Below are 24,172 nucleotides of genomic sequence, written 5' to 3'. Positions count from 1 at the left end.
CAAGTGGAGCCGCGCCCATGTCCCTTCGTCTGCTGACCGCCAGCGCCCTTGCGCTGGGCCTTGTCGCCTTTGCGCCCCTGGCGTCGGCCCAGGACGCCGCGACGGTGGAGCGGGCGATCGCCATTCGCGACGCGGCCCTGCGCTCCAACATCGCCCTGGACTACGTCACCCAGCTGACGACCCGGTTCGGCGCGCGCCCGGCGGGATCGAAAGCCGAACAGGACGCCGCCGCCTGGGCCGCCGACTATCTGCGCGCCCACGGCTTCCAGAACGTCCGCATCGAAGAGTTTCCTCTGGTCGGGTGGGAGCGGGGCGAAAGCTCCGCCGCCATTGTCGGCGACCACGCCCAGGCCCTGGTCGCCGCCGCGCTGGGCCATTCGCCAGCCACCCCCACAGGCGGAGTCGAGGCCGAGATCGTCCGTTTCGCCTCGATGGAAGACCTTCAGGCCGCGCCGGACGCCGCCGTGCGGGGCAAGATCGTCTATGTCGACCTGGGCCAGATGCATCCGATGCAGGACGGCTCGGGCTATGGTCCCCAGACCCGCGTGCGGGGCGCCGGGCCGGGCGTGGCCGCGGCCAAGGGGGCGGCGGCCTTCGTGATGCGCTCGGTCGGGTCCGACGAGGACCGGATGCCGCACACCGGCACCACCCGCTATGTGGACGGCAAGCCGACGATCCCCGCCTTCGCCCTGTCGGCGCCGGACGCCGACCAGGTCAGCCGCCTGGTCGCCCTGGGCGAGCCGGTGCGGATGCGCCTGACCTCGACGGCCCATACCTATGAGACCCACAGCCAGAACGTGATCGGCGACCTGCCCGGCGCCAGCCGTCCGGACGAGATCATCGTCCTGGGCTCGCACATGGACAGCTGGGACCTGGGCACCGGCGCGATCGACGACGGAGCGGGCGGCGCCATTACGGTGGCCGCAGCCAAGGCCATCGCCGACAGCGGCCGTCGCCCGGCGCGCACCCTGCGCGTCATCTTCTATGGTTCCGAAGAGGTGGCCCAGCCGACGCCCCGGACCGGCAACGGCGGCGGCGTCTACGCCCGCAACCAAGGCGCCGCCCTGGACAAACACATCATCGCCGGCGAGAGCGACTTCGGCGCCGACCGGGTCTATGCGCTGCGGCTGCCGGCCGGCGCGCAAGGCTCCGACTTCCAGAAGGCCGCCACGCGCGTCCTCTATCCGATCGGCGTCCTGGCCTCGGACCGCGTCGAGACCGAGGGCGGCGTCGATGTCGGGCCTATGGGGCCGTTGGGCGTGCCCTTCTTCGGCCTGGCCCAGGACGGAACTCGCTATTTCGACCTGCACCACACCGCCAACGACACCCTGGACAAGATCGATCCGGCCCAACTAAGCCAGAACGTCGCCGCCTGGGCGGGGCTGCTGTGGCTGATCGCCGATTCGGACGTCGATTTCCGCGCCATGCGCCCCGCCGCCCCGGCCACGCCTGCGCGCTGAGCCGCTTGGCCCCGGCCGCCGGTTCTGGCTATAGAGCCGGACCGGCTCGCGGGCGTGGCGAAACTGGTAGACGCAGCAGACTTAAAACCCACTACCGTAGATTTACGTATCTAAATCAAACGGTTACGAGGGATAGACACTTACACACGACTTACACAGTTGCCGCTCGCGGCAAGGAGGTCATGTGTCGGAGTCCCATTCCCTTATGGAGGGCAAGCTCCACGTCTACCGCCGCGAGAACAGTCCGTACTGGCAGTGCGCGACCTACCTGAGCGGTCGCAACTACCGTCAATCGACGAAGGAGACGAACGTCGCCTTTGCGCGAGAGTTTGCGCGCGACTGGTATCTGGACCGGGTCGCTGAAGATCGTCTCCGCAAGTCCGGGAAGCTCCCGTCGATGCCGGAGATGCCTGTCGTCGTCCCGGAGCGTGTGACGCCGAAGCGGCCGGGAGAGAAGACCTTCCGTGAGGCGGCCGCCGTCTTCGAAAAGGAGTTCGAAGCGATGACGTTGGGCGAGCGGAATGCCCACTATGTCGCCGGCAAAGGGCGGGTCATCCGCCTCTACCTGAACCCTTTCTTCGGGGACCTGCCGATCTCGGAAGTCTCGGCCGGCCGGATCCAGGACTACAGGCTCCATCGGGTTACGCCGCCCGAGGAGCCGCAGCGAGTGCGGTTCGTCTCGGAGGGGCAAGAGCGGATCGGCAAGGCTAGGGCCTGGAAGCGCCCGAGCCGGCAGACGCTCCATAACGAGATGGTCTGTCTTCGGCAGATCCTGAAAACTGCGAACCGGAAAGGGTGGATTTCCGCCCTTCCGGACATGAGCAACCCGTACCGGGCATCCGGCAAGGTGAGCCATAGGGCCTGGTTCTGAGGCGCCCCCCTCTGGTCCCTCGATCATTATGAGAGTCCAGGGGGTTGATAGCCGATCTGCTTCGCCGACGGGAGCGGCCGTGCGGCGGAGCTGATCAAGTTGCGCAGCCGAACGGCCGCGGGGTTCAGGCGCACCGCCTCCGGGGTCAGTCCCCCGTGCGCCGAGTGCGGCCTGACGTGGTTGTAGTCGATGCGCCAGCGCTCGATGACGGCGCGGGCCTCGGCCAGGGTGGCGAAGACCTCCTCGTTCAGACACTCGTCGCGGAGCCTGCCGTTGAAGCTTTCGACGAAGCCATTCTGCTGCGGCTTGCCCGGCGCGATGTAATGCCAGGCCACGCCGGTGCGGTTGGTCCATTCCAGGATGGCCCGGCTGGTCATCTCGGTCCCGTTGTCGCTGACGATCATGGCCGGACGCCCGCGTCGGGCGATCAGCCGGTCCAACTCGCGCGCCATGCGTGAGCCGCCGATCGAGGTGTCGACCACCAGAGCCAGGGCCTCGCGCGTGAAGTCGTCCACGATGCACAGGATGCGGAAGCGTCGGCCCCACGACAGACTGTCGGCCACGAAGTCCAGCGACCAGCGCTGGTTTGGGCCGTCCGGCAGGGCCATGGGCGCACGGGTTCCGGTGGCCCGCTTGCGGCCCCGTCGCCGTCGCACCGCCAAGCCTTCCTCCCGATAGAGCCGGAACAGCCGCTTCTTGTTCATGCTGAGGCCCTCCCGTTGCAACAGAATGCCCAAGCGCCGGTAGCCGAACCGGCGGCGCTCAGCCGCCAGGCTGCGCAGGCGCTCGCGCACCTCCACATCGCCCTGTTCAGGCTCGCGACGCACCGTCTTCGGATCGATCTGAACCAGCCCGCAGGCGCGCTTCTGGGAGAAGCCGCGCTCCGCCATCAGACGAAGCACGGCCGCTCTGCGCGCTGCAGGCCCGATCAGTTTTTTCCCAGAAGATCCTTCAGCGCCGACACGTCCAGCATCGACTCCGCCAGCAGCTTCTTCAGCCGCCGGTTCTCGTCTTCCAGCGCCTTCAGCTTCGTGGCGTCCGACACGCTCATGCCGCTGTACTTCGCCTTCCACCGATAGAAGGTCTGCTCGCTGATCCCGTGCCTTCGGCATACCTCCGCCGTCGGGCTTCCGGCCTCCTGCTCGCGCAGCACGCCTATGATCTGCGCTTCGTTGAACCTGCTCTTCTTCACGTCCGTCTCCTTGATGAAACGGACTCTCACTCAAAACGAGGGATCAGGAAGGGGGCGCCTCAGTTCTCACCTGAAGAGTACAAGCGCCTCTACGAAGCGACGCGCGAGCGCGCGAAGGACCCAAAAAAGGAGCGCTGGCGCGAGGAGTGTGAGCAGTTCCACGACTTCGTGTTGTTCATGGTCAACACCGGGCTGCGTCCCGACGAGGCGCAGCGCCTCGAGTTCAGAGACGTCTCGATCGTTGAGGATGAGGCGACCGGCGAGCGCATCCTCGAGATCGAGGTGCGGGGCAAGCGTGGGGTAGGGTACTGCAAGAGCATGCCCGGCGCCGTCCGTCCGTTCGAACGGGTGCTCAAGCGCAAGAACGGCCAGCCGACCGATCTCGTCTTCGGTCTGGTGCAGCGCGAACTGTTGAACGCCATCCTGGACGAACTCGGTCTGAAGAAGGACCGGGATGGAAGACCTCGTACCGCCTACAGCCTGCGGCACACCTACATCTCCATGCGTCTCATGGAGGGCGCCGACATCTATCAGGTCGCCAAGAACTGCCGGACCAGCGTGGAGATGATCGAGAAATACTACGCCTCTCACATCAAGAACGTGCTCGACGCCTCGGCCATCAACGTCCGAAAGCCCAAGCCCGCGAAGCGAAAGACGGCTGATGCAAATGACGCCTGATCGCGGCGAATCGCGATCGAACTTGATTATTTCAGTGAAATGGTCTATTTCAGCGCGATGATGAAAACCGAACTTTCAGTGAAAGAGACTGAGCGCGCCCTCGCCGGGGAGCTGCGCGACGTACTCGCGGTCGTCCCGACCGTAGAGGTACGGTCCCTCGATATCGAGGGACCGGGCGACGCGCCACGCGTCGATATCATCGCCGATGTCTCCATCGCCTCCCGCCCCGTCACCATCCTGATGGAGGTGAAGAGTTCCGGCCAGCCGCGGGCGATCCGCAGCGCCGTCGGTCAGGCGCTTGAAGCTGCCGCGAACATCGGAATGAAATCCATCGTGCTCGTGGGCGCTCCCTATATGGCGGACGCCGCCCGGCGCTTGTGTGACGAGGCCGGCGTGGGCTGGCTCGATCTCGCGGGTAACGTCCGCATCGTCGGCCCTGGCCTCTATATCGACCGGCAGACGGCCGAGAAGCCCAAGGCCGTCGCGCGCGAGCTGAAGTCGCCGTTCGCACCGAAATCGGCTCGCGTCCTCCGTTGTCTCCTTCAGACGCCCGGTCGGGCCTGGAAGGTGACCGACCTGGCCGAAGCCGCGCAGGTCAGTCTGGGCCAAGTCAGCAATGTGCGGCGCGCGTTGATCGACCGTGAATGGGCCACGGCCGACTCCGAGGGGCTGCAACTGACCGATCGCGAAGGTCTCCTGCGCGGCTGGCGGGAGGCCTATGAGCCGCCCGTTGGGGAGCGGCGGCGCTACTACACGACCCTGCACGGCAAGCGGCTGGATATCGCACTGCGAGACGCCCTGCGTGAGGTCCAGCCCTCAGGCCGGGCCGCAGCGATGTCCTTCACGGCTGCGGATTGGTGGGCTCCATATGCGCGCATGCCGATGACCTACCTCATCGCCGAACCCGAGGCCGTGCAGACCCTCGTCGAACACTTGCAGCTCAAACCCGCGGAAAGCGGGGCCAATGTCGAAATTCTGATCCCCGACGACGCCGAGCTGTTCGACGATCTGCGCCAGCCCGCTCCGGGGCTCTGGACGACAAGCCCGCTGCAGACCTTCCTCGACCTCGGGACGGGCGGTGAACGTGGGCAGGAAGCGGCGGATCATCTGCTCGCCAGCGTGTCGCAGTGGTGAAGCCTGAACCGCAGAGCGCGGCGGACTATCCCGCGCGTAGCACCACCGCAGTCCGCCAGACCCTCGTAGAGATCGGCCAGATCCTCGGCAGCTATGAAGGCAAGTTCGCCGTTGTCGGCGGCGCCGTGCCCTGGCTGTTGCTCGAGCCCGACGACATGATCCACGTCGGAACCTTCGACATCGATCTCGCGCTAGACCCGGTCGCGCTCGCTGATACCGAGTACGCCGACCTGGTTCACGCGCTTCAGGCCCATGGCTACGAGCGTGGGCCGGAGGATCGGGCGTTTCAGCTGACCCGGGAGGTTCCCGCCGACGACGGCGGGCCTCCGATTAAGGTTGTCGTCGATTTCCTGATGCCGCGGGACGCGGTGGTGCCGAAGCGGGAGCGGCCGCTCGTGGAGGACTTCGCCGTCCAGAAGGCGGACGGGGCCGATCTGGCGATCGACTTTCAGGCGCTGATCGAGATCGAAGGCCGGATGCCGGGACAGTCGGGGACCAACCGCGTGAAGATCGCGGTGGCCTCGATCCCGGCGCTGCTTGGCATGAAAGGCCACGCCCTCGTCGGCCGCTTCAAGCGTAAGGACGCCTACGACATCTACTATTGCGTCCGAAACTATCCGGGTGGGCCCGAAGCCCTCGCCGAAGCCTGTCGGCCTCTGCTGGACCGGGCCAGCGCCCGGCAGGGCTACGAAAAGATCGCAAGCAAGTTTCGGGAGGTCAATGACTATGGCCCGACCTGTGTTCGCGAGTTCGTGGAGACCAGCGCGGCGCTTGGCGACCGGACCCCGGAGCAGTGGCAGACGGACGCCTACGGACAGGTTCGGGCCTTCCTGGATGCGCTCGGGTTCTAGCCGCCTGCGAGCGCCAGTTCCTGTTCGGTATATTCCGCCGATCCGCCCTGGATCGACTTGAAGGCCTTCTTGTGCGCGGCAGACGGGATCGGCAGGGACTCAGACTGCAGGGTGCCGATCTTCTCCGTCAGCTCGGACAGACGCGACCGGAGCGCCGCGACGTCCATCAGGCCGACGTCGATCTGGATGAACTGGCGAAGCGCGCGCCGGAGCACGCCGTAGGCTACGCCGCTTCGGTGGTGCTGGGAGGCTCGCTCGGATGGATTGAGGAAGGTCATCAGGGCCGTTATGGCGGCGCCGACAAGCGCGAGCGAACCGCCGATGGCCGGGTCCATGTCCGCGAGAATGGTGGCGCCGGCGGTGGCGCCGATGAGCGCAGCCGGAACGCCGAGCCAGTAGGTGCGGCCGCGCCAGGCGCTGGCAGCTTCGAAATGACCCTTCTCGGAATAGAGGGCATCCACCGCCAGTCGGCGGGCTTCCGCAAGAACCGCATCGCGCGGATCGCCTTCGGTCGGGCTGACGGGAGCGGTCATGACAGAGGTCCTATCGCGGGGCCGAACAGCGACCGCCATTCCGCGCTCGCCCGGCGGTCGGCGTTTACGGCTTCATACTGGCAGGCGCGTTGTGCGGTCGCCAAGGCCGTTCGCGCTCGTGAGGCCCAAGCGTCGCCGATCGACACCCACTCGCCGGTTCCAGGCATCTGGACCGAGCCGCCGACGTACCGAAGCATGAACTCGAAGAAGTCGCGAACCATCCAGTCCTCATACCCTGCGGTCGCGTGCTGCCAGGTTTCGACGAAGGCCACGGCCAGCCGCTCGAGCATGAACGACTTGATCGGCGCATGAACGTGACGCTGCCACTGCTTGGCCATGCGGATCAGCCGGCGTGTGGTGCCGAAGGTGGCGCGATCGGACGCTTCAAGCACCGAGAGTTCAGCCCAGGGATCGGTCGTGCGGTACGAACCGCCGCCATTCGCATCGGCGATCAGATACTGGCCCGTGTCGAGGCGGAAGGCCGGGATGACCTCGACGGGCATGGTCGCAAAGGGCACGACGACGACCTGGCCATCTCCGCGGATCGCCGTTTGAGGGTAGGTCTGCGACAGCGCCAAGCGAACTTCTTGCAGCAGTTGGGACTGGCGGTTTCCGGCGCGGGCCTCGTAGCGATGGAAGATGTCGACAGGCATGCAGAACAGGACGTCGATGTCGCGCGGCGGGGCCACTCTCAGCGTCTTGGCCCAGGACCCGATCAGCAGGCTGTTCTGCGTCGCGTCGCCATGCCCGTAGTACCAGCGGTTCAGGGCGGCCCGAACGCCCGCCTGCTTCTTCTGGCCGTCCGCCGCCTGCGCCTCCGTGATCCCCAATCTCTGGATGAAGGCCGAGAAGCGCGGCCCGACAAGCATCCACCCCGGCGGGGGCATCGGCGGAGTGGGCGAAAGCGGAACGAGGAAGCTCAAGGTCGGGCCCGGGAACGGCGGCGATGCGCCGGCATACCGCTGATATAGGGATCGGATCCAGGTCTGCGAGGTCACGTGCGCATGGGGATGCACGCCGGGAGACGGGTCGTTGCATCGCGGGGGTTGAAGAATGGCGACCGCCTTGGCGCGCAGGCACGAACGCGGGTATAGAGCCCGCTCGGCTGGCGGGCGTGGCGAAACTGGTAGACGCAACGGACTTAAGCTGAGGATTGAGTGCGCCGGGGGAAATCCCGGACGTAGAACCGCTCAAAGTCGGGGAACCCTGTCAGATGGCGATCCCGAGCCAAGCCCGTCTCCGGACGGGAAGGTGTAGAGACTAGACGGGCGGCGTCTAAGGCCTTCGGGCTATGACGAAGGGATAGTCCAGACCACGAACGGCCCTGACCGGGGTCGGCGGCGAAAGTCGAAGTGGTAAGAAAATCCGTCGGGCATTGCCCATGCCGGTTCGACCCCGGCCGCCCGCACCACCGGAACCCCGGGAATCCTGCTTCAGCCGGTCTCGACGGCGGGAGCGGCCCTCGCCTGAAGGTCGGCGACGATGTGTTCGGCGACCTCAATCACAGTCGCGAAGTCGCAGATCATCTGCCCGTGAAATCGGACCGGCCGCGCCCCTTCGCCGAAGGAGTGCATCATCACCGGCTCGAAGACGCCGAGCCGACGCTGGGCCGCGATGATCTCGGGCCAGCGGGCCCAGTCCCACCCCGGGCCGCCAACCTGCGCCTCTAGCCTCGCGAACTCCGCCGCCGCCGCGTCGTCCAGCTGTTTGGGCGGGATGTAGAGGGGGATCCGATGGGCGAGGGCGTGGCGATACTCCTCCAGATAGCCGAACCAGTCGTCGGTGCCCGCGAGATAGGCCTGGGTTCGCGCCGACAGGCTGCCTCTCAGGTCCGCGTTATCGGGCGTCAGTCCGATCCGGCTGCGGTGAAGCGGACGACCGTTCGGGCCGCGCACATCGGCTTCGAGACGCCAGAGCCAGGCCAGGTTGTCCATTGCCCCGAAGATGTTGATGACGAAGGCTTGGAGAAAGGCCGTGGCGTCCCCTATCGCTTCGCGGCTCGGCTCGGCCTCCTGCGGCGGCAGCGTCTCGAAGACCCGACGAAGTCCATGCTTCAGGTCGGAGAGGCGCCGACACACGCCGTGGGTCATCATCTCACGGGCCTGCGGGACCTGAAGCTGGAGCCGGAAGAGAGAGGTCGTCAGGCCATCCTCTCGCTCCAGCCAGTCGTCACACCGGTCCCGCATCTCGGCGACGTCGTCATCGGAATAGGCCATGACGCCATTCTAGGGACTGAACACGCGTAGCCCCTAGCGCGGAGTTGGGGACACATGGCCATGCGCCATGGAAGGCGAGCGCCGACTCTCGCTAGAGCGGCGATCATGACCCACGATGAGCTCGACCAAACCGTCGACCGCATGTTCGCGGCGGCGGCTTCGCCCGAGGATCAGCCGGGTGTTGTGACTGTCCAGACAGACGACTGGTTGGGCGTCCTGTCCACGGTGCGGGCGACCTGCGCGTCGCTTCAGGATGGGCTGCGCTACCGTGAGATCCGGATTGAGGTCTCCTCGCAGTTCGAGACCCGGGTGCTGTCGCGCGCCGAGGCCGACGGCCGCGGCGAACCCTATCGGGAGCTGCGCGACCGGACCGCAGATGACGTACGCGCTCCGGCCTAGTGAATGGAGACGGGCGGCCCGTCTGACGGGCAACCTGTCATGACCAAACTTGCGACCATTGCGTCGATCTCAACCAGAAGCTCGGTCAGATCCTGACCGTCGAACCGCGTCCGGGCCGCCTCGCGCCACGCGCTCCGCAGCACATCGCGGGCGTCCTCGGGCGCGAGATCCTCAAGATAGATGAGGCCCCGTTCAGCCAATAGCCTCCGTGCGACGACGCCGGCCTGTTCGGCGAGATCGCTGTAGATCTCCGTCTCCTCGGCGGTCAGCTCTTCGGCCATGGCGATCCTCGCGGGACAAGAATGGGGGACGGGCCTGGAACTTCTGCGAAGAAGCCCGGGGTTTCAGGACCGCCCGCCGCCGACGTCAGGGACGTCCCCCGGCTCCCAGTCGGTCCTTATCTTGCCGGAACCCGTCACGATTAGCCTACAGCCGTCGGCCGACGACACAATCGGCCTCCGAGGGGAAGCGAGACAGGTCGCGGGAATCGACCTGATGCGATACGCGGAGGCGCCGGAGCGCGACCGACCTCGTGCTCGGCCGCGGTCCCGCGCCGACCCGCCGTCGGCCGGTCCGCACCCTCCACCTTGAGGAGCTGATGGTGAAACCCCTGATCGCGCTTACGCTGTCGGCCGTGTTTCTGTTGGGATGCGTCGGCGTGACGCCGACCCGCGAGGCCGACAGCCTCAAGATCGCCAGCTGGAACATGGAGCATCTGGCAGAGCGGGACGGGGAGGGCTGCAGCCCGCGCACCGAGGCCGACTATGCCCGTCTTCGCGATCATGCCGCGGCCCTGAACGCCGATGTGATCGCCTTTCAGGAGGTGCAGAACAAGGCTGCCGCCGAGCGGGTCTTCGACCCGGCTCTGTACGACGTGGTGATGTCCAGCCGTCCGACCAGCACGCGCAGCGGAGAATGCCGCGGGCGACCGGGCCTGTTCATCCAGAACCAGGCCGTCGGCTTCGCCATCCGCAAGGGCGTGCCCTGGACCCGCAACGCCGACCTGAACGCCCTTGCGCTCGGAAACCCCGATTTGCGCTGGGGCGTCGATGTGACCGTGTCGCACGGACGTCCGGTCCGGTTGCTGGCGGTGCATCTGAAGTCCGGCTGTAACTCCGGCCGCGAACTGACGGACCCGGACTGCCCGGTGCTGTTCGATCAACTCCCGGTGCTGGAGGGGTGGACGGAAGCACGGGCCCGGGACGGGGAGGCCTTCGTGGTCCTCGGAGACTGGAACCGGCGATTGGCCAGCCGTGGCGACGCCTTCCTCTCCGATCTGAACGATGGCGATCCCGAGGGCTCGGTGTTGAACCTGGCCTCCGGCGACCAGGCGGCGGGCTGTAAGGCGCGCTATCGCGAATACATCGACTTCATCGCCACGGGCGCCGCCGCGACCGCACGGCTCGAGTCGGGGTCGTTCGAGGAGTATGTCTACGGCGGGAGTGCCGAGGCCGATCACCCGTCGGACCACTGTCCGATCTCGGTGCGGATCAGGGGCTGACCGCAGCGACTTCTGATCGATGCGGCAGGCCGTCCCCGCGACCAGTTGTGGCCGATTGCGGATCTCAACTTGCGCCTGTTCTGCAGACACGCATTACACTGAGGAAAACGCAGTGGGAGGCGAAATGCTGGGTCGAGGATCGGAATGGCGTCGGTGGGAGCCGCATATCCACGCGCCGGGGACCGTGCTCAACAATCAGTTCAGCGGGACGAACGCCTGGAATAACTACCTGACCGCCTTAGAGGCGGCCACGCCCCAGATCGAAGCCATCGCCGTTACGGACTACTACGTAACCGACACCTATGAAGAAGTGCTCCGCAGGCGTCGGGAGGAGGGACGCTTGCCGAACGTCCAGCTTGTCTTCCCGAACATCGAGTTGCGTCTGCACGTCGCGGCAAAGAGCGGCTTCGTCAACATGCATCTGCTCGTCAGTCCTGAGGACGACGACCACGTCGCACGGATCCAGCGTTTCTTGGCTCGGTTGGAGTTCAGGGCCTTCGATGATCGGTTCGACTGCACCCGCTCGGAACTCATCAGACTGGGCCGTCGAGACAAAGGCGCTCAGCTGGAGGAACGCGCGGCGCTGGAGCACGGCGCCACGCAGTTCAAGGTCAGCTTTGACCAGCTCCGCACCGTCTGGGACGAAGACGCCTGGGCGCGGGCCAATGTTCTTATCGCCGTCGCCGGCGGTTCCGGGGACGGCACCGCAGGAGTCCGCGAAGCCGCCGATCAGGTGACACGCCAGGAGATCGAGCGTTTCGCCCACGTCATCTTCGCCAGCAGCGACGCACAGCGCGATTTCTGGCTCGGCCGGAAGGCGCTGAACGAAGACGAGCTAAGGTCACGCTACAACGGCTTGAAGCCCTGCCTGCACGGGAGCGACGCCCATAAGGCCGACGATGTAGGAGCGCCGTTCGGCAATCGCTTCTCCTGGATAAAGGGCGGGCTTGAGTTTGACGCGCTGCGCCAGGCTTGCATTGATCCAGGCGGACGGGCTCACGTCGGGGCTGAACCGCCTACTGCCGCGACGCCCTCTCAGGTCATCTCATCAGTACGGACGACTGGTGCGAACTGGATCGTCACTCCCGAGATCCAGCTTAACCCTGGGCTGGTCGCCATCATTGGCGCGCGGGGCTCCGGCAAGACAGCCCTGGCCGATATGATCGCAGCCGGGTGTGATGCCGTTCCTGCTGTCGTTTGGCAGGATCAGAAAGGGGTGAGCGCCTCCTTTCTGGCCCGAGCGAGGCCATTGATCGGGGAAGAAGCCATCAGCGTCGGTTGGGCGGGCGGTGACATCGCTACCCGCCATCTCGACGGACGAGATGCGGATGATCCCCTCAATTATCCGCGGGCTCGTTATCTGTCCCAGCAGTTCGTCGAGGAGCTCTGCTCGGCGAACGGAATGACGGACGCTCTATTACGAGAAATCGAACGGGTGATCTTTGAAGCCCATCCCTATGCCACTCGGGAAGGAGCCGTCGACTTTGCCGAACTGCGTGAGGGCAGGACTCGGCTCCACAGCCTCGCGCGAGCGAGGGAGGTCGAAGCCATCGCCGCCATGTCGGAGCGGATCGGCCTCGAGCATGAGAAGGACAAGCTCAAGGGCGCCCACGAGGCGCTGATCCTTCAGAAAACAAACCTCATCCAGGCATACTCGACGGACCGCGCCAAACTGGTCGCCAAGGACAGCGAAGCCAAGGTCGCGCGTCACACCGAACTCTTCGGCGCAGCCGAGGCGCTAAGAACGAGGAACCGCCAGTTGGTCGCTCAGCGTCAAGCGTTCCTGGCGCTGCAGTCCGAGGTCGGCGCCATGCGCGCCACAGGCGCCCCCGAAGCGCTCAGGGCCATGATGGCGCGGCACCGCGACGGCTTCATGAACGAAGAGCAGTGGGCCGCCTTCCTGCTCGACTACAAGGGAAAGGTCGATGCCAACCTCGTCGGTTACGTGGGCTGGGTGGATGGAGAGATCGCCAAACTTCGTGGCGCGCCGCCACCACCGCAGCAGGATGCGACCGTAGCGTTGATCGCCGACGACGCAGACCTCACCTCATTGCCTCTGCTCGTCATCGAGGCGGAAATGTCTCGGCTCGAGAGCCTGATCAGCGCTGATCGAGACATCCAGCGACGTTACAGCGATCTCACCCAGAAAATCACGATCGAGACTGCGGCCTTGGAGTCGGCCAGGGCGCGGCTCACAGAGGCGCATGGCGCTGCTGACCGGATAAAAACGCTGAACCTCGAACGCGATGCCGCGTACGAGCGCGCGTTCGCAGCACTGGTCGCGGAGCAGGCTGTACTGGAGGACCTGTATCGTCCGCTGATGGACCGGCTCGCGACTTCGCCCGGAACCCTGAAGAAGCTCACTTTCTCAGTGTCGCGGGTGGCCGATGTCGACCGTTGGGCTAGCGCGGCGGAAGAGGGGCTTCTCGACCTTCGGAAGCAAGGCCCTTTCCGAGGGCGGGGCGCCCTGATCGACGCCGCCCGGACCCAACTCGGACCGGCCTGGGAGACCGGAAGCGCCCAGGATGTGTCTGCTGCAATGAGCGCTTTCCGCGACGCCTATCAGAAGGATCTGCTCCAGCATTCGCCGGTGCCGAGCGACGATCCCGTCGAGATGCGCGCATGGCTCAAGCGCTTTGCCCTCTGGCTGTTCAGCACCGATCACCTCGAGATCCGTTACGGCATCGCCTATGACGGCATCGACATCCCTAAACTGTCTCCGGGCACGCGCGGTATCGTGCTGCTGCTGCTTTATCTTGCGCTCGACGAAGGTGATGACCGCCCCCTGATCATCGATCAGCCCGAGGAGAACCTCGATCCCAAGTCTGTGTTCGAAGAGCTCGTCGGACTCTTCATCGCCGCCAAGCACAAGCGGCAGGTCATCATGGTCACGCACAACGCGAACTTGGTCATCAACACGGACGCTGACCAGATCATCGTCGCGGACTCGGGGCCGCATCCGGCCGGAAGCCTCCCTCCGATCACCTACATGAGCGGCGGTCTCGAGAACCAGACCATCCGGAAAATGGTCTGCGATATCCTCGAGGGGGGCGAGTTCGCCTTCAAGGAACGAGCCCGCCGCCTCCGGGTCAGGCTTCGAAGGTAGAAGCATCGGGCGCTCTCACGGTTGGAGGAGCGTCTAAGGGCTCCGCCCTCGCGCGGGCCAGGGTGAAGCGGCTGCGCCGCCGGATCGGCCGGTCTCCCCGACCTTCCGCGCCGGCGACCGGAGCGATGTCCGCGATCGGTACGAGGCTTGTGCAGGCCGGGCGATCCCCCTCCGGCCGATCCGCCCTGGCCCTTGCTACCCCGGTCTCGCCGACGGGCAGGGTTTCAGGCGCGCGTTTTGCGTGCCTGCAACCCTTGCCCAAAGGAGGCAGACATGACTGCTCAATCCACCCAAGCCCGTACCCCTGCGGCGGTTGGCGCCGCCGCGACCGGAGCGGATCAGGAGCCGGTTCACGGCGCGGAGATCGTGGTTCCGCTGAACCGGTTGAAGGCGTCCCCGAAGAACGCCCGGAAAGTCCCACACAGCGCGGCGACCATCGAGGCTTTCGCCGCCTCCATCAAGGTCAAGGGGGTGTTGCAGCCTCCCGTGGTCGAGATCGAGCGCGGCGAGGACGGGACGGCCACTGGCAACTACCTCGTGACCATTGGAGAGGGGCGTCGTCAGGGGCTGAGGCTTTTGGCCAAGCGCAAGCAGATCAAGCGAACCCATCCGGTGAAGGTGGTCGTCGATACCGAGAACGACGCCCATGAGATCAGCCTCGACGAAAATACCACCCGCGAGGCCATGCACCCCGCCGACCAGTTCGAGGCGTTCAAGCGGCTGGCGGACGAAAAGGGCTATGGCGCCGAGGAGATTGGCGCCCGGTTTGGCGTCACGGCTACCGTGGTGCGTCAACGTCTGCGGCTCGGGGCGGCGGCCCCGGAACTGATGGCGGCCTATCGGGAAGGAACGCTGGCGCTCGACCAACTGATGGCCTTCTGCGTGAGCGGCGATCAGGACCGGCAACGTCAGGTGTTCGAGCAGTTGGGCGAATACCGTCCCGTCCACGCAATTCGCCGGGCCATGACCGAGGCCAAGGTCAGGGCGGACGACCGCCGCGCCATCTTCGTCGGCGTCGCGGCCTATGAGGCCGAGGGCGGGTCCGTTCTTCGCGACCTGTTCACCGAAGACGGCGGCGGCTGGCTGGAAGACCCGGCCCTGCTGGACCGGATGGTCGGCGACAAGCTCACCGCTCTGGCTGACGAGGCGCGTCAGCGCGAGAACTGGAGATGGGCCGAGGCTGCGTCCGACTACGTCGCCGTCAACGCCCTGGGCCGGGTCTATCCGGTCGAGGTCGTCCGCTCCGAGGCCGATGCGGCGCAGATCGCCGCCCTGTCCGAGGAATATGATGCCCTCGTGTCCGAGGCCGGGCCGGAAGGGCTGACGCCCGAAGCCGACGCCCGGCTGGAAGAGATCGACAAGGCCCTGCAAGCCTTCGGCCCGGACTTCGACTATCCCGCTGAGGTCAAGGTGCGGGCTGGGATCATGGTCCTGCTGGGCCATGACGGGCTGGCCCGGTTCGAGCGGGGTCTGGTCAGGGCTGAGGATGCGGTCAGCGACCGGGCGCCCGATCCGGACGCCCCGGAAAGCTGGTCCGAGCCGGAGACGCAGGACGGGGAGACGGTGCCGCCCGCGCCGGAAGCCGAGGCCGACGAGGGGCTGGCGCCCCTGTCGGAACGGCTGGTGATCGACCTCACCGCCCATCGGACCATGGGGCTGCGCGACGCAGTTCAGGCCCATGAAAACATCGCCCTGACGGTTGTAGTTCATGCGCTGGCCTTGCAGGTCTTCTACCCGGCGTGGGGGACGTGGACGCCCCTGCAACTGCGTCTGAGCGTGACCGGTCTGGAGCGGCTGGCGCCGGGCGTCAGCGACAGCCCCGCCGGGCGGCGCGTGGCCGACCGGCTGGAGGTGTGGGGCGCCCGTCTGCCGGAAGAGGCGCGAGACCTCTGGGCCGTCCTGATGACCCTGCCGCCGTCGGACCTTCTGGGCCTGATGGCCTGTTGCGCGGGCGTCGGCCTCTACGCGGTGTGTGACCCCCACGACCGCAAGCCGGACGCCCTGGCCCATGCCGAGACGCTGGCGACCGCCACCGCTCTGGACATGACCGGGACGTGGACCGCCACCGCCGCCAGCTATTTCTACCGCGTGTCCAAGGCGCGGGTGTTGGAAGCGGTGACCGAGGCGACCACGCCTGAGGAAGCCGGGCGGATCGCCGGGTTCAAGAAGGGCGACATGGCGGATGCCGCCGAGCGGCTGGTCGAGGGCAAGGGCTGGCTTCCGTCCGTGCTGCGCACCGTCTCCGATGCGGCGGAACCGGGCGCCCCGGAGCCGGACGGCGAGGCGATCGAGCCGCCCTCCGCCGATGACGACGCCTATCGGTTCGCCGCCGAATAGGGGCCGTCAGGGCCGAAAAACTCGCCGCGCGCCCTTTGGGGACGCGCGGCTTTTTGTCTCTGCTCAGGACGCCCATGCGGGGTGTCGCGCTTCGGCATAACGCTGTAAGACCAGTGGTCGGGGGGACGGACCGATGGACCGGAACTCGGGCGACCCTTTCCGAACCGAACGGCTCCGGGTCGGGTCGCCCACGTCCCCGGTCGAACCGCCGTCGCATCAGCGTCAGGGCATCGCGGCGACCACTAGGCTGCCCTGATCTGTGGCCACAGCGAACCGTACTTCCGCGCCTCCTGTTTGCGGCGCCGATCCTGCGCCCGAGCGCCGTTCGGCCGACAGGCGATGTCGAGCTCAAGCAGGTGCGACTGCGACATGTTGAAGGTCACGTTCGGCCACTCGTTACCGTCCCGATCACGAGCCGTCCGGTACCGGAAACCAAGATGGACGGCCGCCACGATCAGAGGGCCGTTCGCGACATAGTCCGGGCCCAGAGGCGCGCCGTCGGGGAAGGTGCAGGCGAAGTTTTCCGCGATGTGCTTCAGGCGATAGCTGTCGGTGTCGGGACGGATGGTTTTCGTCGCTGGCACCGAGGCCAGCATGGCGAGCGCGCGCAGGACATGGTCGGCGACGGCGATCTCCTTCAGTTCCGCCCGATAGGCCTGGACCCGGTCATAGTGCTCGTAGGGCGTCTCCCAGCGACCATCGCTTCGACGTTCGGGCCGCCCGAAACCCCATCCCCACTTATGAAGACGATCATCACGGTCCATGGCCGTGAGCGTGATTGCATGCGCTGCGGCGCGCAGCAGCATCGACGCCGGTGCATCGAAGCCGCGTTCGGTCAGATACCGCCCGAAGGGCTCAGGATCGATCCGCCGGGAACCGGACGCGTCGATGCGAGCGCGCAACTCGGCGTTGGAGTGAAACCCCAGCCCACGCGCCAGCGCTTCGACGCGATGCGAGGATTTGATTTCGGAAGCGGTCTGTCTAAGTCCGGCCTTGAGGCGCTCGAGGGAGACAGGGTTCAGAGTTATGTCGAGTTCGACCATGGCGTTTGCCTCTGTGGTGCGCAGGTCGCCGATTACGCTGCGGCACACGAGGAAAACGTGGGGCCGAGGAAGGGATTGCAAGCCACGAGACGTTTGACCCGGCGACAGGTCACAGGCGCCTAACCCGGCGATCAGAATGCCGCGAGTCGCACAATGCGCAAGGAGTAGAGGGCGCGCGATAGACGTGCCGTCCGGATCATCTACCGGCAAGCGTCAGTCCGTGGCGAAACGCCGACGCGCGACTATGTTCGTCCAATGACCAGCGCCGATCCGAAACCCAGAAAGAAGAAGACGCCCCGCTATCAGAAGCGGTTGGTGCTGTTTCTCGATTTCCTCGGGTTCAAGGAACACGTCGAACGCTCTGCGCGCGAACCAGCGCATCTGGCCCGTCTGGTCGCTGCAATGGACATCGTCGGAGGCATCGGTTGAGGCGCCCCCTTCCTGATCCCTCGTTTTGAGTGAGAGTCCGTTTCATCAAGGAGACGGACGTGAAGAAGAGCAGGTTCAACGAAGCGCAGATCATAGGCGTGCTGCGCGAGCAGGAGGCCGGAAGCCCGACGGCGGAGGTATGCCGAAGGCACGGGATCAGCGAGCAGACCTTCTATCGGTGGAAGGCGAAGTACAGCGGCATGAGCGTGTCGGACGCCACGAAGCTGAAGGCGCTGGAAGACGAGAACCGGCGGCTGAAGAAGCTGCTGGCGGAGTCGATGCTGGACGTGTCGGCGCTGAAGGATCTTCTGGGAAAAAACTGATCGGGCCTGCAGCGCGCAGAGCGGCCGTGCTTCGTCTGATGGCGGAGCGCGGCTTCTCCCAGAAGCGCGCCTGCGGGCTGGTTCAGATCGATCCGAAGACGGTGCGTCGCGAGCCTGAACAGGGCGATGTGGAGGTGCGCGAGCGCCTGCGCAGCCTGGCGGCTGAGCGCCGCCGGTTCGGCTACCGGCGCTTGGGCATTCTGTTGCAACGGGAGGGCCTCAGCATGAACAAGAAGCGGCTGTTCCGGCTCTATCGGGAGGAAGGCTTGGCGGTGCGACGGCGACGGGGCCGCAAGCGGGCCACCGGAACCCGTGCGCCCATGGCCCTGCCGGACGGCCCAAACCAGCGCTGGTCGCTGGACTTCGTGGCCGACAGTCTGTCGTGGGGCCGACGCTTCCGCATCCTGTGCATCGTGGACGACTTCACGCGCGAGGCCCTGGCTCTGGTGGTCGACACCTCGATCGGCGGCTCACGCATGGCGCGCGAGTTGGACCGGCTGATCGCCCGACGCGGGCGTCCGGCCATGATCGTCAGCGACAACGGGACCGAGATGACCAGCCGGGCCATCCTGGAATGGACCAACCGCACCGGCGTGGCCTGGCATTACATCGCGCCGGGCAAGCCGCAGCAGAATGGCTTCGTCGAAAGCTTCAACGGCAGGCTCCGCGACGAGTGTCTGAACGAGGAGGTCTTCGCCACCCTGGCCGAGGCCCGCGCCGTCATCGAGCGCTGGCGCATCGACTACAACCACGTCAGGCCGCACTCGGCGCACGGGGGACTGACCCCGGAGGCGGTGCGCCTGAACCCCGCGGCCGTTCGGCTGCGCAACTTGATCAGCTCCGCCGCACGGCCGCTCCCGTCGGCGAAGCAGATCGGCTATCAACCCCCTGGACTCTCATAATGATCGAGGGACCAGAGGGGGGCGCCTCAACGAGCGCCGCATACATCTGCTCGGCGTGGGCCCCCAAGAAGTCCAACTCGCCATGAAACAGGAGCACCGGCGCCGCGATCCGATCGGCGGCTTCAAATGGACTACCTCGTCTATAGCGCTCGGGATCGCTCCAGAAGGATTGAAGCATGCCCGCTTGCCCGGTTTCGAGCCAACGCGCACCGCTGATCGCGTCTATAGTGTTGTCCCCCTGCATCCGCTGGTGCGGTGACATCGCAGAAAGAGACAGGGGCAGGTTGTAGGCCCCGTTGACGGCGATCACCGCTTTGAAGCGCTCCGACTGAGCGGCGCTCATGACAACCGACCACCCGCCGAAGCTGTGACCCCATAGCCCGATCCTGTCGGCGTCGATCGAGCCGTCGACGGCCGCCGCATCGACGACAGCGAGGATCCGGTCCGCGAGGCCGGCCGACGGTTCGGCGTTCGCGGGCAGGTCCGGATAGATCACCGCATAGCCTGCCGCGACCAGTAGTCCCCCGTTCAGTGTCATCTGAACGGCCTCGGGAGTCATGGCTCGAGGCGCAGTGGGGTAGGTCTTGCCTGGATAGGGAATGACCACAACCGGCGGCGGCTGGGTCGTCGACTCGGGAAGATAGAGCCAGCCTCGCGCTCCGTTCGGTCCGGTGATCAGACGGCTCTGCGGAACATAGGTGGTGTCCAGTTCCGGATTGAGACGTCTTACGATCTCGGAGCCTAGCGCGCTACGAACTTCCAGCCGGTTCGAGGCGCGACCCTCTCCTCCAATCCCGACGCTGATCTGTCGATCCCAGCTGAGGCTGGAGCCGGGCGATGCGGCGACGCACGAGACTGGTGAAGATTGGGCGTCCGCAAAGACACGACACAGCCGGCCGCCGTCTCCTACGATCTCCGCCTCGACGGCGCCCATCGGATCTGTCGCCCGCCGATGCCCCAGGATGCCCAAAGGACGGGCCAGACTGCCTGTCGGGCCAAGGTTTTCCGCCGACAGATCGGCTCGAAGGCGAAGGATGCGGCCGCGATCTTCGACAAGAGCCGCGTCTTGGCCTTGAGCAAGCACACGGCCGCCTTCGCTCAGGCTGTTGGCGACGACGACTTCTGTCCCACGTTGAGCCCACCACCCCAATCGCCCGTCTCGTGTCCCGCGAACGACGACTCCTTCGCCCAGCCAGGCCGCATGCGCCGTGGGGCTGCCAAAGACGTCGGGCGTGGTGTCGGGCGTCACGCCCGTCGGCGTCCGATCCCGGACCTCGCCGAAGGGCGTCACGGAAAATAGGCGGGCAGGCGCGGGCCCAATGCTCGCCACGAGAAGCGCCGAGGAGTTCGCAGACCAGCCGAGGAGACTGGTGGAGATGTCTGCGGTTTCGGGCGGGTCGATCGACCGGCCAGTCACCGTGTCCACAAGGCGCAACGAACGCGCCCTGCGAAACTGAGTCGAGACGTCGAGTCCGGGGGGAGGAGCCAGAGGGCCGTCTCTCAGCACGGCGACATGTCTTCCGTCCGGGGAGGCTTCGAAATCCAGGAAGTCGCCGTCCGACAGGACGACCGCTGCGCCCGTATCGGCATTGACGCGCCACAAGATGCGGGTCTCTCGCACCTCCGCCGCCGCGCCCTGTCCGACGGACACGAAGGCGGGCTCTCCCCGAGCGGCCTGCGCCCAGAGATCGGGGAGGCGCCTCTGTGTTGCGTTCTGCATCGCGAGGCGAGGCGGCAGAGCTCCATCCGGCATGCCGAGCACGAGCAGTTCGACGTTCGAGATCCATTGGACCGAACGCCCCCATGCACCGCTCTCAGGCGAAAGATCGCTCCAGGCGACGGCGCCGGCCCGCAGGTCTACGATCCCGAGCCGGAACGTCAGGTCCTGGAGGCGAAACACCACCAGCCGGGAACCGTCCGGAGAGAAGGGCCCCATGGTGTAGCCGGCGCCGTCGTCCATCGGCAGCAGGGGGCGGATCTCCGACGGCATGTCGACATCGAACCGGTAAAGTCGCGCATACCGGAGAGCCCCCTCGGGCTGCAGATCGTAGCGTGGGAGATCGCCTCGCGCTCGGCGCTCCTCAAAGACGGCCACGGAGCCGGACGGATCGATATCGATGCGTCCAAAGCTCTCGAGGCCGAGCAGGGTCTCGATCGTCAGGGGCTCCGAAAGGGCCGACGACGGGCAGGCGAGGGCGAGCGCGCCCAGCGCGCTGATCAGCTTGATGCGCATGATCGATCACCAGCGCTTGGTGAGCTGGAGCGAGACCTGTCGACCGAGCGCGTTGGTATTGGCCCCGTCGAAAGCGACCCCGTTTGGCGAGTCGTAGAAGGGCGGTGCAGCGTTGGCGAGGTTCAGGATGTTCAGAGCCAGGGAGAGACCTTCGCCCCAGTCTGCCGCGAAGTCGTAACGGACCTGTCCGTCAAAAGTGGTCCAGTCGTCAATCTGACGGTTCGTCAGCGGGTCACGGCCCGCGCCGACGTAGTTCGCGATCAATCCCAGCGCCAGAGGACCACGCACCCATTGCGTCCCGACGCGACCGCGCCATTGCGCCGGGAAGTTCGGGTCGCCGAGAAGATCCTCAACCGGCGCGGCGGTCGTGACCTTGCGGTCATTGGTCAGCAGATGGGTGACCGTTCCATCGATCGTCGCCTGCCAGCCCGACAGTTCGAACCGGTAGCGCGCCGACAGGTCCACGCCTTCGACCTCGAACCCAGCGGCGTTGACGAAGCGGTTGTCGACGATCACGCCATACGATGTCGCCGGGAAGACCGTCGGGTTGAAGTTGCCCGGATGGTCGAGCAGCGCCTGCACGAGCGCCCGGTCTTCGGCGGACGTCGTCGGCGAGACATAGCGAACGAAGGGCGCGAAGGACGGATCGTTCAGGGCATTGGCAAGATTCTGGATGATGGGATTACCGATGCGGTCGTTGAACCGCGTCCGGAACCAGTTGCCCTCGAGCCGAAGGCCTTCGTAGGCCGCCGGTGTCCAGACGAAGCCCGCCGTGGTGGACTCCGCGGTTTCCGGTCGGAGATCGGGGTTCCCGCCGTACTGGATGAGTGTCAGGACGTTCCCGCCGCCTCTGCTCAGGAACGAGGGGCCGATCTGGTAGGCGCTTTGAAGTTCCCTCAGGGATGGCGCGCGAAAGGACGTGCCCCACGAGGCACGCAACACCAGATCGGGCGTTGGGCCGAACAGCAAGCCCACCTTGGGATTGCTTGTGCTGCCGACCCTCTCGTGATCTTCCACCCGGCCGGCAAGCGACAGCTCCAGTCGCTCGATCCCGACGTGGGCGTTTTCAGGACCGACAATCGGGATCCGGAGTTCGGCGAAGGCCGAGGAAACATCCCGTTCGTAGGACACCGGTGCGGTCATGCGAGGCGCAGTGCCCGACAGAAAGCTCTCGCCGCCGGTTTCGAACTGCTCAGCACGGAAGTCCAGGCCGAAGGCGGCCCGCAAAGGCCCGCCGGGAAGCTCAAGGATCGTGCCGTCGACCTTCACGTTGAACGAAGCGACCGTGCTTGCCCAGTCAGTGTCGGTGTACCCCGAGCCGATGTGGGCGAGGATCGCCGCGGAGTTCGCAGCGGGGGCTCCGAAGGGGTTGAAGAAGCCATTCGCCGCCGTCGTGAACGGCGTGGTCGGGATGTCCGCCCGAGCGCCGAGGGCCTCCTGAAGAAAGGTCGTCTGGACCCGGTTTGAAAGACGACGGTTGGTCGTCTCCTGCGCGCCACTGGCATAGGCAGAGACGTTCCACCCGACGATTTCGCCGGAGACGCCTAGCGCCCTGCCGAGGCTTTCCGTACGACCTTCCGAGCGACCCGGACCCAGGTCATCGATCCACGAGTAGGCGATGTCGTGGGACGCCGAACCGTTTGGCGAGACGAAGTGGGGGTTTGCGCGCGTCACCGTGAACACGCCTGCGTCGGCGCTCGTGTTCAGGAAGAAGTCCCGCTCGGTGTAGCGGATGTCGCCGTCGATGCTGAACCCGGCAGGCAGGTTCTGTCGGGCGGCCAGGAAAAGGCTTTGCCGCTCCTGGCGCGGCAGAAACCACTGGCCTTCAAGCTGGTTGGTCCGATTGATCCGCCCGGCGATGAAATCGCCGGGCGTCAGTCCAACGCCAGTCTGCCCGGTCGGGATGGCGAAGAGCGGAAGATAGGTTGCTGTGGCGGCGTCGAGGCGGACGATGTTTCCCGGAGCGGCGGTGAGCAGCCGGTGATCGGTGCCTCCGAGCCGCCGCAGGTCGGCATCCGCAGTCGCGTCGCGGTCCGAACCCCTGAGCTCACCGCGGTCGTGATACTCGTAGGCGGCGACCAGACTGCCGCTTCCCCAGTTGAGTCCGCCGGCGTGGGAGAAGAGGATTTCTTCCGCTCCGCCGTCGCTCGTGCCGCCCACCCTGATGCGGGTCTCAGCGCCTTCGAAGCGGGACTTCAGGATGATGTTGACGACACCCCCTACAGCGTCCGCGCCATAAAGCGCCGACGCGCCGTCGAGAAGGACGTCCGCTCGGGAGATCGCGCTGGACGGGATGTTCGAGATGTCTGCGAAGTCCCCGGCGTTACCGGTTCCTGCGACGCGCCGGCCGTTGACAAGGACGAGGGTCGCATCCGCACCGAGGCCGCGAAGATTGACGCCCGTCGCAGAGCCGACATTGCGCCCGGAGCGGTCGGCTCCGGTGTTGGTCGAGCCTTCATGGGCCGCGCCAGTGAAGTTCTGCGGCATGGCCGCCAGGGTTTCTGCGACGGTCCCGCGCCCCTGTCGATCGACATCCGCCTGCGTGACAATCATCACGGGGGAGGTGCTGTCGGCTCCCCTGAGGTAGGTTCCGGTGACCACGACTTCATCCAGTTCGGTCGTTTGCTCGCTTTCGGCGCGGACCGACGGATCGACCAGTACGAAGACTGTGGGGCGGCTCTGCCGATAGCTCAGCCCGCTGTCTCGGAGCATCAGCTGCAGCGCCGCCTCTGGCGTGTAGTCGCCGCTGACGGCCGGAGACTGGCGACCCGCCACAAGCGCGCTCGGGTAAAGGATCTGCAGACCGCTCTGGCGGCCGAAGGCGGGCAGCGTGCGCTCCAGAGGCCCGGCGGCGATGTCGAAGCGCCGGACGCTGTCCGACGACTGTGCGATCACCGGCGTCGCGACTGCCAGCATCAGCGCGGCGAGCGCGGTTGAAGTATATCCGTGGCCCATGGTTTCCCC

Annotated in this window: 19 protein-coding genes; 11 read left to right on the top strand and 8 right to left on the bottom strand. The window is 66.2% G+C overall.

Going from position 1 to position 24,172, the window contains the following annotated elements; genetic code table 11:
- The first annotated feature begins 17 nt into the window (after positions 1-17).
- Entirely contained in the window at positions 18-1,460 is a 1,443-nt protein-coding gene (locus ACW178_RS13580) for a M20/M25/M40 family metallo-hydrolase (protein ID WP_054766377.1), read from the top strand.
- 205 nt (positions 1,461-1,665) lie between these two features.
- Entirely contained in the window at positions 1,666-2,331 is a 666-nt protein-coding gene (locus ACW178_RS13575; RefSeq protein WP_492024666.1) for a hypothetical protein, read from the top strand.
- 26 nt (positions 2,332-2,357) lie between these two features.
- Here the strand turns inward: ACW178_RS13575 and ACW178_RS13570 are convergent.
- A protein-coding gene (locus ACW178_RS13570) for an IS3 family transposase (protein WP_191559183.1) occupies positions 2,358-3,523 on the bottom strand; the annotation gives its coding sequence in 2 pieces (ribosomal slippage) (positions 2,358-3,265 and positions 3,265-3,523; 1,167 coding nt in all).
- Positions 3,524-3,694: 171 nt separating this feature from the next.
- Between ACW178_RS13570 and ACW178_RS13565 the strand changes: the two genes are divergently transcribed.
- From ACW178_RS13565 to ACW178_RS13555, 3 genes are read left to right on the top strand one after another with little or no spacing between them, the layout of a single operon-like run.
- Complete coding sequence (locus tag ACW178_RS13565) at positions 3,695-4,201, top strand: site-specific integrase (RefSeq protein ID WP_492024665.1); 507 nt, start codon at positions 3,695-3,697, stop codon at positions 4,199-4,201.
- A gap of 39 nt (positions 4,202-4,240) precedes the next feature.
- Positions 4,241-5,335 (top strand): type IV toxin-antitoxin system AbiEi family antitoxin, encoded by a 1,095-nt coding sequence (locus ACW178_RS13560; protein ID WP_293828045.1) that lies wholly within the window; start codon positions 4,241-4,243, stop codon positions 5,333-5,335.
- Positions 5,329-6,186: a nucleotidyl transferase AbiEii/AbiGii toxin family protein gene (locus tag ACW178_RS13555; protein ID WP_293828046.1), complete on the top strand. Its 858-nt coding sequence runs from the start codon at positions 5,329-5,331 to the stop codon at positions 6,184-6,186. Before ACW178_RS13560 ends, ACW178_RS13555 begins: the two co-directional genes overlap by 7 nt.
- Here the strand turns inward: ACW178_RS13555 and ACW178_RS13550 are convergent.
- From ACW178_RS13550 to ACW178_RS13540, 3 genes are all read right to left on the bottom strand, one after another.
- On the bottom strand, positions 6,183-6,719 hold the full coding sequence (locus ACW178_RS13550; RefSeq protein WP_293828047.1) for an SLATT domain-containing protein: 537 nt from the start codon (positions 6,717-6,719) through the stop codon (positions 6,183-6,185). The two genes, ACW178_RS13555 and ACW178_RS13550, sit on opposite strands and share 4 nt — an antisense overlap.
- A complete protein-coding gene (locus ACW178_RS13545; RefSeq protein WP_492024664.1) occupies positions 6,716-7,717 on the bottom strand; it encodes an SMODS domain-containing nucleotidyltransferase in 1,002 nt (333 codons plus the stop codon). The genes ACW178_RS13550 and ACW178_RS13545 overlap by 4 nt, the downstream gene beginning before the upstream one ends.
- 435 nt (positions 7,718-8,152) lie before the next feature.
- Complete coding sequence (locus tag ACW178_RS13540) at positions 8,153-8,935, bottom strand: hypothetical protein (protein ID WP_293828050.1); 783 nt, start codon at positions 8,933-8,935, stop codon at positions 8,153-8,155.
- Between the two features lie 105 nt (positions 8,936-9,040).
- On the opposite strand from ACW178_RS13540, the gene ACW178_RS13535 reads away from it, so the two are divergent.
- Entirely contained in the window at positions 9,041-9,334 is a 294-nt protein-coding gene (locus tag ACW178_RS13535) for a hypothetical protein (RefSeq protein ID WP_293828052.1), read from the top strand.
- Here ACW178_RS13535 and ACW178_RS13530 read toward each other — a convergent pair.
- Positions 9,331-9,615 (bottom strand): hypothetical protein, encoded by a 285-nt coding sequence (locus ACW178_RS13530; protein WP_293828054.1) that lies wholly within the window; start codon positions 9,613-9,615, stop codon positions 9,331-9,333. The genes ACW178_RS13535 and ACW178_RS13530 overlap by 4 nt on opposite strands.
- A gap of 317 nt (positions 9,616-9,932) precedes the next feature.
- Between ACW178_RS13530 and ACW178_RS13525 the strand changes: the two genes are divergently transcribed.
- From ACW178_RS13525 to ACW178_RS13515, 3 genes are all read left to right on the top strand, one after another.
- Positions 9,933-10,835: an endonuclease/exonuclease/phosphatase family protein gene (locus ACW178_RS13525; protein ID WP_492024663.1), complete on the top strand. Its 903-nt coding sequence runs from the start codon at positions 9,933-9,935 to the stop codon at positions 10,833-10,835.
- Positions 10,836-10,959: 124 nt separating this feature from the next.
- Positions 10,960-13,941 (top strand): TrlF family AAA-like ATPase, encoded by a 2,982-nt coding sequence (locus tag ACW178_RS13520; RefSeq protein WP_366099140.1) that lies wholly within the window; start codon positions 10,960-10,962, stop codon positions 13,939-13,941.
- A gap of 273 nt (positions 13,942-14,214) precedes the next feature.
- Complete coding sequence (locus tag ACW178_RS13515; protein WP_293828059.1) at positions 14,215-16,278, top strand: ParB/RepB/Spo0J family partition protein; 2,064 nt, start codon at positions 14,215-14,217, stop codon at positions 16,276-16,278.
- Positions 16,279-16,520: 242 nt separating this feature from the next.
- Here the strand turns inward: ACW178_RS13515 and ACW178_RS13510 are convergent, their stop codons facing one another.
- A complete protein-coding gene (locus ACW178_RS13510; protein WP_492024662.1) occupies positions 16,521-17,321 on the bottom strand; it encodes a hypothetical protein in 801 nt (266 codons plus the stop codon).
- A 255-nt stretch (positions 17,322-17,576) separates the two neighbouring features.
- Here ACW178_RS13510 and ACW178_RS13505 point away from each other — a divergent pair, with 255 nt between their 5' ends.
- The gene (locus ACW178_RS13505) at positions 17,577-17,750 is read left to right on the top strand and encodes a hypothetical protein (RefSeq protein ID WP_492024661.1); all 174 of its coding nucleotides are present in this window, start codon (positions 17,577-17,579) and stop codon (positions 17,748-17,750) included.
- A gap of 59 nt (positions 17,751-17,809) precedes the next feature.
- A protein-coding gene (locus tag ACW178_RS13500; protein ID WP_191559183.1) for an IS3 family transposase occupies positions 17,810-18,975 on the top strand; the annotation gives its coding sequence in 2 pieces (ribosomal slippage) (positions 17,810-18,068 and positions 18,068-18,975; 1,167 coding nt in all).
- On the opposite strand, the gene ACW178_RS13495 is transcribed toward ACW178_RS13500, so the two are convergent.
- On the bottom strand, positions 18,908-21,208 hold the full coding sequence (locus ACW178_RS13495; RefSeq protein WP_492024660.1) for an alpha/beta hydrolase family protein: 2,301 nt from the start codon (positions 21,206-21,208) through the stop codon (positions 18,908-18,910). The two genes, ACW178_RS13500 and ACW178_RS13495, sit on opposite strands and share 68 nt — an antisense overlap.
- Before the next feature lie 6 nt (positions 21,209-21,214).
- A complete protein-coding gene (locus ACW178_RS13490; RefSeq protein WP_492024659.1) occupies positions 21,215-24,163 on the bottom strand; it encodes a TonB-dependent receptor domain-containing protein in 2,949 nt (982 codons plus the stop codon).
- Between the last annotated feature and the right edge of the window lie 9 nt (positions 24,164-24,172).

Source organism: Brevundimonas sp. AVps4 (assembly GCF_058681525.1).
Note: the sequence above shows the minus strand (reverse complement) of the source record. Positions and strands in the feature narration are given on the sequence as shown.

Coding starts and splice junctions, on each gene's coding strand:
- ACW178_RS13515 (WP_293828059.1), top strand. CDS start 14,215: ATGACTGCTCAATCCACCCAAGCCCGTACCCCTGCGGCGGTTGGCGCC.
- ACW178_RS13490 (WP_492024659.1), bottom strand. CDS start 24,163: ATGGGCCACGGATATACTTCAACCGCGCTCGCCGCGCTGATGCTGGCA.
- ACW178_RS13575 (WP_492024666.1), top strand. CDS start 1,666: ATGGAGGGCAAGCTCCACGTCTACCGCCGCGAGAACAGTCCGTACTGG.
- ACW178_RS13550 (WP_293828047.1), bottom strand. CDS start 6,719: ATGACCGCTCCCGTCAGCCCGACCGAAGGCGATCCGCGCGATGCGGTT.
- ACW178_RS13580 (WP_054766377.1), top strand. CDS start 18: ATGTCCCTTCGTCTGCTGACCGCCAGCGCCCTTGCGCTGGGCCTTGTC.
- ACW178_RS13510 (WP_492024662.1), bottom strand. CDS start 17,321: ATGGTCGAACTCGACATAACTCTGAACCCTGTCTCCCTCGAGCGCCTC.
- ACW178_RS13540 (WP_293828050.1), bottom strand. CDS start 8,935: ATGGCCTATTCCGATGACGACGTCGCCGAGATGCGGGACCGGTGTGAC.
- ACW178_RS13535 (WP_293828052.1), top strand. CDS start 9,041: ATGACCCACGATGAGCTCGACCAAACCGTCGACCGCATGTTCGCGGCG.
- ACW178_RS13495 (WP_492024660.1), bottom strand. CDS start 21,208: ATGCGCATCAAGCTGATCAGCGCGCTGGGCGCGCTCGCCCTCGCCTGC.
- ACW178_RS13520 (WP_366099140.1), top strand. CDS start 10,960: ATGCTGGGTCGAGGATCGGAATGGCGTCGGTGGGAGCCGCATATCCAC.
- ACW178_RS13530 (WP_293828054.1), bottom strand. CDS start 9,615: ATGGCCGAAGAGCTGACCGCCGAGGAGACGGAGATCTACAGCGATCTC.
- ACW178_RS13560 (WP_293828045.1), top strand. CDS start 4,241: ATGGTCTATTTCAGCGCGATGATGAAAACCGAACTTTCAGTGAAAGAG.
- ACW178_RS13525 (WP_492024663.1), top strand. CDS start 9,933: ATGGTGAAACCCCTGATCGCGCTTACGCTGTCGGCCGTGTTTCTGTTG.
- ACW178_RS13505 (WP_492024661.1), top strand. CDS start 17,577: ATGACCAGCGCCGATCCGAAACCCAGAAAGAAGAAGACGCCCCGCTAT.